This is a genomic window from Xenorhabdus thailandensis (genome assembly GCF_037996785.1).
GTDB classification, from domain to species: Bacteria; Pseudomonadota; Gammaproteobacteria; order Enterobacterales; family Enterobacteriaceae; genus Xenorhabdus; species Xenorhabdus griffiniae.
The window spans coordinates 147,155-160,576 of sequence record NZ_JBBMXF010000016.1 but is presented as its reverse complement, the minus strand read 5'-3'; the positions used below and the strand labels follow the sequence as shown (position 1 = coordinate 160,576).

Genomic DNA, 13,422 nt, shown 5'->3' with positions numbered 1-13,422 from the left:
CCATCAAATCTTATTACCCACCGTGAGTTACCATATTTTGCGCATCAAGCAATCCACAACGTATTGCCATATGGGTCAATTCTACATCACCTTTGATATTTAGTTTACTGAACATCCTATAGCGGTAACTATTCACTGTTTTTGGGCTCAGATTAAGCAATTCAGAAATCTCATTAACTTTGCGACCCTGAGTTATCATTGTCATGATCTGCAATTCCCGCTCCGAAAGTTCATCCAGCGGATTTTCTTTTGCGGGTGATAACTGGTTGAGTGCCATCTGCTGGGCAATATCCGGGGAAATGTAACGCTGGCCTGCATAAACAGTCCGAATTGCATTGATCATATCCTGAGGAGCGGCAGCCTTGCTCAAATATCCCCTGATCCCTGCTTGCATCACTTTTGTGGGTAAAGAGCTTTCAGTATGGATAGTCAGCATAATCACTCGTGTATCAGGTGAATAACGGATGATTTTTTTAGCCGCCTCCAACCCTCCTATACCGGGCATTCCCATATCCATCATGACAATATCCGTGCTGTTTGATCTACACCATCTGACCGCATCTTCTCCACTACTGGCTTCTCCTACAACTTTTATCCCTTTTATATCATCAAGGACGCCTTTCACACCAATGCGCACCAGTTCATGGTCATCAACTAATAAAACATTAATCAAACAACATCTCCACTAACGTAATATCCACAATAATGATAAAATTAATAAACTCCAAAACAAAACGGACACGTTGAGTCTATCTTTATGATTTTCATAAGATAAATTGACAAAAAATAACATTTTCTCACGAGTGAGAGAGAAACCTTTTGGATGAGATAACAGATTATACTAACATTAGGGCAAAACAGAAAGAGAATTGTTACATATCAATGAAATAAAATAAATATATAGCCAATTGATTTTATTCGATATTTTATTAATTAACATATCTCTAATCTCTATATTATTTAGAGTAATCCATTTTAATCCAGAACAATATGAGGATAATACTTTCCCCATATTGCAATAATTATTTAAATAAATTGAGGACATCTGCTTTAGTCAGCATAGGGGTTTTTTCAACAAAGTTATAATATGTTGGCTTACTTTCCACATAAATTTGGCGAGATAATTTACCTGAATGACTATTCTCAAACAAAGCAACTGGAACATAATAAGCACTTGGTTGATGCAGGTGGTAAAAAAGATGTGTGCCGCATTTGTTACAGAAAGCGCGTTCTGCCCATTCGGATGACGGATATGTTGAGATATTTTCAGCTCCTTCTATTTTTAGATCATCCTTACAATCCACAGATAAAAATGGACCTCCATTCCATTTTTGACACGTTTTACAGTGGCATACGTTAATATCTTCAATGCGTTGATTGGTGTTCACACTTACCGCACCGCATAAACAATGACCTTTATTCATTACTTAACTCTCTATAATAAGTTTATAAGAGGAAATTTTATGTCTGAGATCGAATAAATCTACCACTATATTTCATTAAAAATACCCTATTCACTACAATAACTCTCTAATTTTTAGCCATACAAATAAGTTCTGGAAACTTCAAATTATGGCTTGATAGACAGCAGGAAAATAAGTTATTTATTTTTTCATATCTTCATTATCCTCTTCATCATCAATATGCCAGCTGTGCAGTATTCGGTGGACAAAAGGCGTCACCACCATACCCACTGCAATAAAAAATATAGCTTGAAGGAACAGTCCATAAATGGCCGCAAAATATTTTCCCACGGTACTGACGGGTTCAATATGCAAGTTTTGCGTTCCAATCATTGAAACTGAATTTAGTATTGCATCAGGAATAGCATGGCTTTCTATCAAGAAAAAGCCCAGTACACCAGGAATAATACCGATCAGAAATATAATGAATGCATGTAAAAGAAAGCGCAGTATCCTTAAAATAAATCGGTCAAAGCTAATTAATTTATCAGTAAATTTTTCCATATCAGATCTCCACTAATAAATTAGTTACCATGGTGATTGTATGCTAGTTTTTATTTTTATCAATGTTAATGAGCCGAATATTACTCAATATTCCCTGCCCCAAGAGCACTCCCACAATAGTGACAACAACGCCAATTAGTTGTGGCAAGCTGGGTATATTTCCCATTATTAGCTGTATCATGAGTGCAAACATGGGAACCAAGTTAAAAAATACCGCCGTTTTTCCTGCTCCACGAATAGCAACCCCCATATTCCAAAAAAGATAGGCAATAGTAGAACCACCAATACCTATATAGAAACAGGCCAAATGGCTTTCAAATGTTCCTGAAGATAATGCAGTTATTGGCGATTCCACAAAAATCGCAATAAACACTAATATGATCGCACCAAAAAGCATTGTCCAGCTTGTAGTCGCCAATGGCGTCGCATCTTTGACAAATACCCGTATTCCCACTGTGTAAATTGACCAACCAAGACTTCCCATAAAAATGATTATATCGCCGGCTACTATCTGAGAGACACCTCCCAAAATCAATTCACCGTTGGTAATAACTAAAGCAACTCCCAACAAACTGATCGCCATACCAATGACTCTCATTAATTCAGGTAACCGCCGATTTATAATCGCTTCCAAAATGTTGGCAGAGATAGGCGTCGTTGCCACAATCAAAGCCGCCGTAACGGGGTTGGAACTTTGAAGACCAACAAAAAATGCCCCATTAAATCCCGCCACACCAATCGCCCCAAGAACAATAAATGCCCACCAATTTTGCTTCAAAACCTTGCCGTGAATCCCCTCTTTCCATGCAAAAAAAATAAAAATACAGATAACTGCATAGAAAAAACGCTCAGCAGAAGCTGTCCACGGTGGCAAACTCGTCAGTGCAAATTTTGTTACCTGAAAATTTGATCCCCAAAAGAATGTTGCAATTAACGTTAGCACTATCGCTAACTGTGAAGTTGTTTTCATATTCATTACCCTATCTTGATTGATCTTAAATAAAATAATTCTTGGTAAAATCATTGTGGCATCTTTTAAAATTGAAATATTTAGGCAGAATTGGTAATCAAATTTTCAGAAACGGAAAATAAATAGTGCAATCACTTATTTGGGATGATATTCGAATATTCTTGGCAATAGCGCGGACAGGAACTATCAGTAAAGCGGCTGAGCTTCTTGGTATTGGTGTGGCAACGGTATCGCGAAAAATCGAACGCCTGGAAAATACTTTCGGAATGCCATTATTTTTGCGACATCAAACAGGTTATCAACTAACAGAAGATGGCGCAGAACTATTGGAAAAAGCCAAAGTCATGGAAATGACAGCAAATTCATTTCTGTTTGAAGCCGATCTACGGGCAACTATTGCCGGCAATGTACGCCTTGCAACACTTGAAACACTCTCCAATTATTTAATTATGCCAAACTTGCCGACCTTACAAAAAAATCATCCAAACCTGACATTAGAAATCACAACGGATAATTACACAGTAAACCTTCACCGCCGTGATGCTGATTTAGCTCTTCGTATCATCAGACCGGAGCAAGGACATGTCAATGTCCGACAACTAGGAACGCTGGGGTTTGGTCTTTATGGAAGTGAAGCCTATTTAGCCACCTGCACTTCCGATATATTTAGAGGTGAATACAACGACGCTCATTTTATTGGTTGGACAAGTGAATACTCACAATTTCCTTCCGTTAACTGGCTTAAACAAGCCTTACAAGGACGTTCTCTTTCAGTCGCAACAACTTCGATTTGTTCTCAAATTGCAGCAGCAACTGCGGGTCTGGGATTAGTCGTGCTGCCTCATATTGCAGCCAATGGTGCAGGACTTACGTGTATTTCGCCTGATTTAGGCATAGATAAACCCATCTGGCTTGTTATTCAATCTGATTTGTCCCATTCCCCCAGGATCCGGAAAGTGGCAGATTTTTTGGCCGATATCGTTTTTCAAAATCAGGAGAAACTGTCAGGACGGTCACACTAATAGTGCATACTATAACATTCAACATAACCAACAGCGGCATACTTGATGGGATAAGCAATAAGATAGCCATCTAATTTCAATCTGGAATCCTGTCTAATCAATTGCTATCGACCAAGCTTCCATTTAAGATTATGTTAAGATGTTAAATATGAATAAATCTTTCCTATCCGATTCTGGGATTCTTGTTAAAACAAGTTAACAAATCTTCTGATAATAAATTAATTAACTGAAATAGAAGTAAAAATACCCCAACAAAAAATCTCAAAAATAAACCAAACAATTTAATTTTCAGCATCCTCTGGCTTAGTTGCCCTTATTATAATTTCCATACTCACCTCTTTTTTAACTTGTTCTCTTTATAACTGCCTGATAAAAAATGTAAATAGCATGTTAAGTGTTTGCTTAAAATAATCATTTAGTCTTCTACTGAAGTTATTTCATACCCATTTATTTTTTGGAGTTCATATGATTCAGGAAAATGTAGATACTTTTAAATTACTCAAAAATTTTGAAGTAAGCCTTCACGGCAAAAAAAGAAATAATGCTGATTGGTTAAATATAGTATTACATGATAATTTTCTAGAAATTAGTAAATCAGGTTATGTTTATACTAAAAAAGATGTTTTTGATGCATTAATTACAGAAATAAAAACTAATTTTCAGCTTTTCTCAAAAAACTTTTCTATAAACCATCTTGATAAGAATATTGTATTACTAACTTATCAGTCTTACGAAATAGATCTAACTGGTAACTTTTTCAATCAAGCACTTCGCTCATCAATTTGGCAATTATCATCTTTAACTGGTCAATGGCAGCTTAGATTCCATCAAGGTACGATCATACCTGTTTAAGAGAAAAAATGGCCCAATATTTGGGCCATCCAGATTAATTAGCCGGCTTCTTTTACTTAATGAGCAAGACGGATTTTACGCTTTTTCACAATCTGAAACCCGATCATTAGAATAATAAACCAAATTGGTGTGGCTAATAACGCCTGGCGAGTATCTGACTGCAAGGAAAGCAATACCAAAACAAAAGCAAAGAAAACCAGGCATACCCAAGACATGACAATACCAAATGGCATTTTATAGACCGAAGCTTGATGGAGTTCTGGGCGACGCTTTCTATAAACCAGATAGGAACATAAGATCATGCTCCAAATAAACATAAACAGGATCGCAGAAACGGTTGTCACTAGAGTAAAAACCCGCATCACATCGGGGATAAAATAGATCAAAATGACCCCAAATGAGAGACACAGACAAGTAAAGATCAACCCTGATGCCGGAACCGAACGGCGGGAAAGACGGCTAAACTGCTTTGGCGCATCTCCTTCTTTCGCCAGACCGAACAACATCCGGCTAGTGGAGAAAACCCCACTATTTGCCGAAGATGCCGCAGAAGTCAAAACCACAAAGTTAACAACGCTGGCAGCAGCGGGTAATCCGATCAAAACGAACAATTCCACAAAAGGACTTTTATCCGCGCTAATGGCTCGCCACGGTGTGACTGACATAATGACAATCAAAGCCAATACATAAAACGTGATAATACGGATAGGAATAGCATTGATCGCTTTTGGTAAAGATTTCATCGGGTTTTTAGTTTCCGCTGCGGCAGTTCCCACCAACTCAATACCAACAAAAGCAAATATCGCAATCTGGAATCCGGCGAAAAATCCGCTTAATCCCATAGGGAACATCCCCCCGTCATTCCAGACATTAGAAAATGCTGCAACATGTCCTGCTGGTGATTTAAAGTTGATGCCAATTAAAATGCCTCCTGTCACAATCAAGGCAACAATGGCAATAATTTTGATCATGGCAAACCAAAACTCCAGTTCACCAAACAGCTTAACAGTCGCGAGATTCAGAGTAAGCAATACCAGAACACACAAAAGCGAAGTTCCCCATTCTGGAAAACCAGGTACCCAATATCCAACATAAGCAGTGATGGCAACAATATCTGCTATACCAGTAATTACCCAGCAGAACCAATAAGTCCAGCCGACAAAAAAACCGGCCCACGATCCTAGCAGATCCGCGGAAAAATCGCTAAACGACTTATAGTGCAAATTAGAAAGCAATAACTCTCCCATTGCCCGCATAACAAAAAACAGCATAAAGCCTATGATCATATAAACAAAAATGATCGATGGCCCCGCAAGAGATATCGTTTTTCCTGAGCCCATAAACAGGCCAGTACCGATGGCACCACCAATTGCGATTAGCTGTATATGTCGGTTGGTGAGACTTCGCTGTAAGTGCGAACTTCCAGTTTCAGTGGTGTGTGTGGGTTGTATTTTTTCTTCCATAGTTATATCCAATTTATTCTCACAGCATGGCCTTAATACCCTCAAGCTGTGTTTAATGGAACATTTTGACATAGACAACCGCGCGATTAACAGAAGGATTTCACATGAAAAACAGAGTGATTATAATTAGGCCAATTCGTTAAACGTTTACTGTGCGTATTTCATTCAATTAGTAAAAAATGGATATAGGCCATTGACGCCAAGTTGACACTGGAGAATAATTATTCGTGTTGGGTCGTTAGCTCAGTCGGTAGAGCCGTTGACTCTTAATCAATTAGTCGGGAGTTCGAGCCTCCCACGACCCACCAAATTTTATTAATTAAATCAGAATATTAAGCTGCTTTTAAACAAGTGGCTTTTTTGCGCTTTATAGCCAATTGCGACAGAGATTTTTAGGCTATATTTTCCCACGCTTATTAAATTTTCGTACTTGGTACGAATAAACTATTTTTCATAGATGAGCAAGGATGTGTTTTATGGAATACGTAGAATTTAAGCCACGGGCGACTGAGAATATTTGTCAGTGTAGATGAACTGAGTCCCGTTTCACGAGAAACAACCGCTAAGGTTGTGCCGCCCTTACGCAATGCTGCGATAATATCGGCTTGATACCAATCATTTTTAACGTTATTCATTCCTACTACCCCTTCCACAAATTAATTATTAATGGTGGCGATTCGTACAGGGTTCGTAGTTCCGGACAACCAGCAAGGCCGAAATCTCTCCCCTATTTGAAGCCAATTGAAAAAAGTGATAGCAGACGCACTGATAGAAATTTCTTCCCGGTGGAGTTGGTTACAAGGCTGCGAACTCCTGACCATTGGTATATTTCTAAATGGTGGGTGAAGCGGAAGAAACATGTCATATTATTTATAACACCTGTAATGGTAAGACGTAGGTTAGCCACAATAATTAATATATTATAAGTAAACTATTAGGGGCTGTGGATGTTTTGTGAGGGGAATTGGAACGGCATGATGATCTGGTATCCTTGTTTTCGCCAAAAAACCGTTACCTTGAGAACATCATGCCAAGAACTATGTTACCAGCTCCTTTGTGGAATAAGCTATTTTTATTCATGCAACAAAATGAGCTTATCTACAATAAAGAGGAACACCGACTGACTTTCGAAGGCATTCTTTACCGGATGAGAACGGGTATTCCATGGCGTGAATTGCCGGATGAATTTGGCAAATGGAACACCGTATTCAGACGTTTTAATGCTTGGTCAAAAAAAGGCATTTTTGATTTATTATTCAAAATGTTGTCTGAAGACACGGATACTGAATGGTTGTTTATTGATGGCAGTATTATCCGTGCACATCAGCATAGTGCGGGCGCCGCCTCAGAGGAGAATGAGGCCATAGGTAAAAGTTGTGGCGGACTCTCAACCAAAATCCATTTAGCCGTAGACAGTTACGGTTTTCCTGTCCATTTTGAGCTTTCCGAGGGACAAACACATGATATCGTTCATGCTGAAAGTCTCCTTGCACAATCTCCAACTTCAGATTTTGTTATTGCGGATAAAGGATACGATAGTGAAGCTTTCAGGGAAATCGTCAAACGAAAAGGCGCGACACCGGTCATTCCCTACCGGAACAATAGCCGAAAATCGGATAAAAAGATTGATAAGGGTTTATATCGTTATCGTCATTTAGTGGAAAATGCGTTTGCCAGAATCAAGCATTTTCGTGCAATCGCAACAAGATACGATAAATTAGCACGGAATTATGCCAGTATGGTGGCACTGGCATTTATCATCGTCTGGCTACCCATGTGGTCAGAATAAATGATGAACACAAAACGTCAACAGACTCTAATCAATTTGTCCAGGGTTCGAGTCAGGGTGAGAGCGTGAATTTTTTGTTAACAAAATTTAGGGTTGACGGATAAGAAAAAACATCATCTCATCCTTCTTTTTTTAGGAAGTATTCTCATGAGCATCGATGCCTTTTCTCAATATTTCAGTACGTTAACAGACCCTCGCCAGTCGTCTAAGATCAGTTATCCTTTGTTTGATATCCTTTTTCTGGCAATTACATCCATCATCGCCGGCGCGGAAGGATGGGAAGATATTGAAGATTTCGGCGAAACGTATCTGGACTGGTATCAAAAAAATCACTTTTCCCGAATGGAATACCGGGACATGATTCTATCGCTCGACTTATTTCTCGTCTCAATCCTGTTGAGTTTCAGCACTGTTTTATCCAGTGGGTTCAAGGGATTAATGAACGTTCTGAAGGGGAAATTATCGCCATTGACGGGAAAACATTGCGGGGAACTTATCACGGCAAGGATCGGCAGTCGATGCTCCACATGGTAAGTGCGTTTGCCACCCAGAATGGCGTTGTGATGGGGCAATTGAAGACAGACAAAAAGTCCAATGAAATCACTGCGATCCCTAAATTACTCCGTTTGCTGGATATCAAAGGCTGCCTGATAACGATTGATGCGATGGGATGTCAAACGAAGATTGCGGGACAAATTGTGCAGCAAGAAGGTGACTATCTTCTGGCGGTGAAAGGCAATCAGGAAACGCTGTATCACGCCGTCAAGAAGGCGTTGTCTGCGCAAGTCTCAGCAGTGAGTCATGCCGAAAATATCACGATAGAACAAGGGCATGGTCGTATAGAAGCGCGTGAATATCATGTATTGTCTGCACAAGCGTTATCCCAACCATTTCCTGAATGGAAAAACTTAAAAAGCATCGGCGTAGCAATCGGGTATCGAATTAATAATAAAGGAAAAGAGTCGCTCGATTATCGTTATTACATCAGTTCAGCGGAGCTAAACACGGATAAATTTGCGACCGCTGTCAGGAGCCATTGGGGGATCGAAACACGATTACACTGGGTTCTTGATGTCACTATGGGAGAAGATGCTTGCCTTATCCATCGGGGAAAATCGGCTGAAATATTGGGATGTATGCGTCATATCAGTGTCAATATGTTGCGGGCAGAAACAACCCAAAAAGCGAGTATTCGCCGAAAACAACGGTTTGCGAGCATGGATATTAACTATCTGGACAAGGTATTAGTCGCAGGATTTAAGGTATTGGGCAAGAAGTGAGCATTCACGCTCTTGCCCTGGGGTTCGAGTCCCCAACACCCTACCAAATTTATCAAATAATTACGTTAATTCCGTGAGTCTTTTTTTGAGGAATTATAACAATAAGTTTATTAAAAATTTAAAATTGTTATGATGAAATCATCAAAAACATACAACCTAATATTTATCAAAAATATTTTCATTATTACTACTTGACCCTTATATCTTTCTGTATTACGCTTGAAAAAAATTCAACCTTCAAAAATTATTATAACAATGAAACCTAAAAAAAAATCATTTTGTTATTAGCATATACATTCTCCCTATTTTCAGGGAAATTAACGGCCTCATCTATTCTTTGTTGCCAATGTAAAGCCACTAAATCAAAATGCTATTAACCAAAAACAAAAAACACATAATATAAACATAAAAAACAACAAGTTATGGATAAATAAATTACGATATCGCAACCTATGGTGCCTACAAAAATTTCCAACAATGGATTATTCCGCTAATTTATCAACCATATTGATATTGAAAATCAAGGAAAGTTATAAAAACAAAAATATATTATTAAGTAAAAATTATATTGAAAAACACCCAACAACTAATCGCACTTCTGTTTATTACATAAAAAAAGGAATGCTATATCTAGAGAACTTTTAAAATTCCAATAGTTATCTCATAGTGCTCTCACAATTAATTTTATTGAGTAAAAATAAACTCAATAATGGTGAATAACGAAATCCCACTTTCTTTAAAATTTGCTTTCCCTTATTTGGCTGAAAAGATACTTAATTTTAGAGGCCTTGAACAAGGGCAGAGTAATATTGTGGGAACAGTCAAGAAATTATCAGAAAACTGTGAGCAAAGAAGGTTGTGTGGGAGGAATTATTCTAATCTCACACCACAATAACAAAGAGAAATTATTGATCTCGTTAAATTTGGGGAGGATACATCTTGTTTGTTCCGTTCCGTGGTCATCCATCGGCTGAACATCGAAAGAATAAATATATAAATTAATATACCGATTATTTTTAATATATGTTGTTCATTATCTGTTGTAATTATTTGTTATCTGTATTTTTTCCATGAAAAATCAAAGTGAACTCGGTTTTATGATGAATAGAAAATACGATATCCAAGAACTAAATGGAGTTCTTTTTACGCTTTATATCAATGGACAATCAGTAACCGCAGCTGAGGGTGAAACAGTATTGACCGTATTAAATGCGGTGGGATTACGCAAGATTTCATGTAATGACAGTCAGAATATTATGGGAACTTATTGTGGTATGGGGGTTTGTCATAGTTGCTTAGTTAACATTGATGGCCGCTATAAACGAAGAGCTTGCCAAACCGTGGTTCAGCCGGGAATGCGAGTGGAAACGATGACCAATCGTTTAATGACAGGAGATTTATCATGAAACAGCGACCGGTCATTGTGGGAGGAGGACCTGCTGGTATGGGAGCGGCAATCGAGCTCGCCAAACATGGGGTTAACAGCATATTACTGGATGAAGCACCACGCTTAGGTGGTGTCGTTTATCGTGGCCCACTACGACAAGGAGTGGTAATGGATTATCTTGGGCAGAGCTATATTAATGCCATGCAAAAGCTGCACCAGGATTTTGCCCGTATCGCCAACAATGTAGATGTGCATCTTAATTCCCGAGTACTCGGTACTGAAGCCAATCAACGACTGCATGTACTTGATTCTAAAGAACAGTTGATCAGTATTGACTATCAGCACTTGTTGTTATCGACAGGTTGCCACGAACGCAATGTTCCTTTCCCTGGCTGGACACTACCTGGTGTAATGTTATTGGGAGGATTACAACTACAAATAAAAAGTGGAGTAGTGAACCCGTTAGGACGAACAGTCATTGCTGGGACAGGACCGTTGTTACCATTGGTTGCTTGTCAGTTGCATCGAGCTGGCGCTGAGATTGTTGGTGTGTACGAGGCCAGTGCCTTCAACCGCATTGCCAGAAGTACATTGTCGTTACTAAACCAACCCCAATTATTACTTGATGGTTTAAGTATGATCGCCTATCTGAAACGGCATCATATTCCATTGCATTTTGGTTGGGGGATCGTCTCTGCTGAAGGGCAGTCAGAACTTCAACAGGTCACTCTTGCACCGTATGACGAGAATTGGCAAATCGATTACCTGCAAAAACAACAAATATCAGCTGAAACTCTGGCGGTAGGTTATGGTTTTATCCCTCGAACTCAATTAACCCAACTGATGGATCTGCAACATCAATACCATAAGGATGGGTATTTACAACCGTGCCACAATGATTGGCAACAAAGCAGCCAACCCCATATCCACTTGGCAGGAGATATCTCTGGATTACGTGGTAGCGAAGCCGCAATGCTCAGTGGCAAAATTGCTGCGCTTTCCATCTTACGCCAACGTGGTGATCTTACTGAAGCACAGGCTGAACATCAGCGAATGATCTATCAACGCAAGTTGAATGCTATTTTACGTTTTCGTGTGGGAATCGATGCCTTTATTCGGCCAGGTATGGGGCAATTGGGATTGCAACAGGCGGATACGGTAATTTGCCGCTGTGAGAACGTTACCCGGAAAGACATCGACAGAGCGTTGGATCAGGGCATACAGGACATGCTCAGTCTAAAAATCCGCACTCGTGTGGGAATGGGTGATTGTCAAGGAAAAATGTGTGTCGGTTATTGCAGTGATCGTTTACGGGAATATACAGGTAAGCACGATGTGAAATGGATTCGGCCACGGTTCCCGATAGACCCGTTGCCTTTTTCAGCGCTGAATAGCGATCTTATCGTCATCAACTCACCAGAGAAGGCAAATCATGAGTAAACATTATGATGTAATAATCGCAGGCGGCGGCGTGATTGGGGCTTCTTGTGCTTATCAGCTTTCTAAGCGACGGGATCTGAGTATTGCCATAATAGACATTAAGCGACCAGGTAATGCTTCTCGCGCTTCTGCCGGTGGGTTATGGGCAATTGGTGAATCGGTAGGATTGGGATGCGGGGTAATTTTCTTTCGTATGCAATCAGCATTGAATAAACGCACAGTGACGGGCAACGCAGTAGCCGTTAGTGCCACAATGCCGCATATTCTCCCCGAAAGTTTTTTTAACCTGGCTTTAGAATCCAATGCATTGTACCCCCAATTGCAACAAGAATTGTGGGAAAATCATGGTATGGATTGCAAATTTGAACCTACCGGTTTGAAATATGTGATCTATGATGATGAAGACCGCCAATATGCAGAACATATCGCAGCACAGATCCCACATCTTTCCAGTCAGATTCGCTGGTTGGATCAGGAGCAATTGCGTGATAGTGAACCTTATATCAATCACCATGCTAAAGGAGCACTGGAGTTCTTGTGCGATCACCAGATTAATCCATTTCGCCTCACCGATGCCTATGCCGAGAGCGCATGCCAGAATGGCGTAGATATCTATGCGAATACAACGATCAACGGAGTATTACGGCAGGGATCTCGGATCACCGGGGTAAAAACGCAGGAAGCAGGGACATTTTCTTGTGATACATTGATCAACGCAACAGGGTCGTGGGCTGCAGAATTAAGTGAATGGGCCACGGGACAACGTATTCCGGTGCACCCTGTCAAAGGACAGATTGTACTGACAGAAAAAATGCCCAAGCTGTTGCGTGGATGCATAACGACCAGTGATTGCTACATTGCCCAAAAAGATAATGGTGAAATCCTAATTGGTAGCACAACAGAAGATAAAGGGTTTGATGTGGCAACCACACTGCCAGAAGTAAAAGGCTTGGTCAAAGGTGCAATTCGCTGTATACCCGAACTGGCCAATGCTAATATCAAACGTTGTTGGGCGGGATTACGTCCCGGCTCACCTGATGAGCTGCCAATACTGGGCAAGATGCCAGGTATTGACGGTTATTTGAATGCCTGCGGCCATTTTCGAACGGGAATTTTGACCTCGGCGATCACGGGAGTTTTGTTGGATAAACTAGTGCGACAAGAAGCCCTTCCGTTGGATATAACCCCTTTTCTGGCTGAACGCTTTACTGATTGTTAATAAAGATATCCAAAGAACGATAACACTACTATG

General features: G+C 39.9%; 12 protein-coding genes, 1 tRNA gene and 1 pseudogene. 8 read left to right on the top strand and 6 right to left on the bottom strand.

Annotated elements, in window-relative coordinates:
- Positions 1-13: 13 nt before the first annotated feature.
- The 4 genes from uvrY to AAC853_RS16365 all read right to left on the bottom strand — a co-directional run bounded on the left by uvrY (position 14) and on the right by AAC853_RS16365 (position 2,937).
- Positions 14-673, bottom strand: coding sequence for a UvrY/SirA/GacA family response regulator transcription factor (gene uvrY / locus AAC853_RS16380; RefSeq protein ID WP_340615174.1), 660 nt, complete (start codon positions 671-673; stop codon positions 14-16).
- Between the two features lie 349 nt (positions 674-1,022).
- Positions 1,023-1,424 carry a GFA family protein gene (locus tag AAC853_RS16375; protein WP_338885281.1) on the bottom strand — a complete coding sequence of 134 codons (402 nt, stop codon included), beginning with the start codon at positions 1,422-1,424 and terminating at the stop codon, positions 1,023-1,025.
- Between the two features lie 180 nt (positions 1,425-1,604).
- Positions 1,605-1,967, bottom strand: a complete 363-nt coding sequence (locus AAC853_RS16370; RefSeq protein ID WP_338885280.1) for a hypothetical protein — start codon at positions 1,965-1,967, stop codon at positions 1,605-1,607.
- 43 nt (positions 1,968-2,010) lie between these two features.
- Positions 2,011-2,937, bottom strand: coding sequence for a DMT family transporter (locus AAC853_RS16365; protein ID WP_340615173.1), 927 nt, complete (start codon positions 2,935-2,937; stop codon positions 2,011-2,013).
- A 125-nt stretch (positions 2,938-3,062) separates the two neighbouring features.
- On the opposite strand from AAC853_RS16365, the gene AAC853_RS16360 reads away from it, so the two are divergent.
- Both AAC853_RS16360 and AAC853_RS16355 read left to right on the top strand, forming a co-directional pair.
- On the top strand, positions 3,063-3,959 hold the full coding sequence (locus AAC853_RS16360) for a LysR family transcriptional regulator (protein ID WP_340615172.1): 897 nt from the start codon (positions 3,063-3,065) through the stop codon (positions 3,957-3,959).
- A gap of 465 nt (positions 3,960-4,424) precedes the next feature.
- A complete protein-coding gene (locus AAC853_RS16355) occupies positions 4,425-4,811 on the top strand; it encodes a nuclear transport factor 2 family protein (protein ID WP_340615171.1) in 387 nt (128 codons plus the stop codon).
- Between the two features lie 56 nt (positions 4,812-4,867).
- Here AAC853_RS16355 and cycA read toward each other — a convergent pair whose 3' ends face one another.
- Positions 4,868-6,274 carry a D-serine/D-alanine/glycine transporter gene (gene cycA, locus AAC853_RS16350; RefSeq protein ID WP_338885276.1) on the bottom strand — a complete coding sequence of 469 codons (1,407 nt, stop codon included), beginning with the start codon at positions 6,272-6,274 and terminating at the stop codon, positions 4,868-4,870.
- Between the two features lie 232 nt (positions 6,275-6,506).
- Here cycA and AAC853_RS16345 point away from each other — a divergent pair.
- A tRNA-Lys gene (locus AAC853_RS16345) sits at positions 6,507-6,582 on the top strand.
- Positions 6,583-6,690: 108 nt separating this feature from the next.
- Here AAC853_RS16345 and AAC853_RS16340 read toward each other — a convergent pair.
- The gene (locus AAC853_RS16340; RefSeq protein WP_338885275.1) at positions 6,691-6,909 is read right to left on the bottom strand and encodes a helix-turn-helix domain-containing protein; all 219 of its coding nucleotides are present in this window, start codon (positions 6,907-6,909) and stop codon (positions 6,691-6,693) included.
- Positions 6,910-7,301: 392 nt separating this feature from the next.
- On the opposite strand from AAC853_RS16340, the gene AAC853_RS16335 reads away from it, so the two are divergent.
- From AAC853_RS16335 to hcnC, 5 genes and pseudogenes are all read left to right on the top strand, one after another.
- Positions 7,302-8,063, top strand: a complete 762-nt coding sequence (locus AAC853_RS16335) for an IS5 family transposase (RefSeq protein WP_340613431.1) — start codon at positions 7,302-7,304, stop codon at positions 8,061-8,063.
- A gap of 147 nt (positions 8,064-8,210) precedes the next feature.
- Positions 8,211-9,343: pseudogene (locus tag AAC853_RS16330) on the top strand (ISAs1 family transposase).
- A gap of 1,070 nt (positions 9,344-10,413) precedes the next feature.
- The gene (locus AAC853_RS16325) at positions 10,414-10,749 is read left to right on the top strand and encodes a (2Fe-2S)-binding protein (RefSeq protein ID WP_338885274.1); all 336 of its coding nucleotides are present in this window, start codon (positions 10,414-10,416) and stop codon (positions 10,747-10,749) included.
- The gene (locus AAC853_RS16320) at positions 10,746-12,170 is read left to right on the top strand and encodes an FAD/NAD(P)-dependent oxidoreductase (protein WP_338885273.1); all 1,425 of its coding nucleotides are present in this window, start codon (positions 10,746-10,748) and stop codon (positions 12,168-12,170) included. The genes AAC853_RS16325 and AAC853_RS16320 overlap by 4 nt, the downstream gene beginning before the upstream one ends.
- Positions 12,163-13,389, top strand: a complete 1,227-nt coding sequence (hcnC, locus tag AAC853_RS16315) for a cyanide-forming glycine dehydrogenase subunit HcnC (RefSeq protein WP_340615170.1) — start codon at positions 12,163-12,165, stop codon at positions 13,387-13,389. The genes AAC853_RS16320 and hcnC overlap by 8 nt, the downstream gene beginning before the upstream one ends.
- The last annotated feature ends 33 nt before the right edge of the window (positions 13,390-13,422 follow it).

What these genes read in the sequence shown, in the direction of transcription:
- hcnC (WP_340615170.1), top strand. Translation starts at nt 12,163, where the DNA reads ATGAGTAAACATTATGATGTAATAATCGCAGGCGGCGGCGTGATTGGG.
- AAC853_RS16355 (WP_340615171.1), top strand. Translation starts at nt 4,425, where the DNA reads ATGATTCAGGAAAATGTAGATACTTTTAAATTACTCAAAAATTTTGAA.
- cycA (WP_338885276.1), bottom strand. Translation starts at nt 6,274, where the DNA reads ATGGAAGAAAAAATACAACCCACACACACCACTGAAACTGGAAGTTCG.
- AAC853_RS16340 (WP_338885275.1), bottom strand. Translation starts at nt 6,909, where the DNA reads ATGAATAACGTTAAAAATGATTGGTATCAAGCCGATATTATCGCAGCA.
- AAC853_RS16320 (WP_338885273.1), top strand. Translation starts at nt 10,746, where the DNA reads ATGAAACAGCGACCGGTCATTGTGGGAGGAGGACCTGCTGGTATGGGA.
- AAC853_RS16375 (WP_338885281.1), bottom strand. Translation starts at nt 1,424, where the DNA reads ATGAATAAAGGTCATTGTTTATGCGGTGCGGTAAGTGTGAACACCAAT.
- AAC853_RS16325 (WP_338885274.1), top strand. Translation starts at nt 10,414, where the DNA reads ATGAAAAATCAAAGTGAACTCGGTTTTATGATGAATAGAAAATACGAT.
- AAC853_RS16335 (WP_340613431.1), top strand. Translation starts at nt 7,302, where the DNA reads ATGCCAAGAACTATGTTACCAGCTCCTTTGTGGAATAAGCTATTTTTA.
- AAC853_RS16365 (WP_340615173.1), bottom strand. Translation starts at nt 2,937, where the DNA reads ATGAAAACAACTTCACAGTTAGCGATAGTGCTAACGTTAATTGCAACA.
- AAC853_RS16370 (WP_338885280.1), bottom strand. Translation starts at nt 1,967, where the DNA reads ATGGAAAAATTTACTGATAAATTAATTAGCTTTGACCGATTTATTTTA.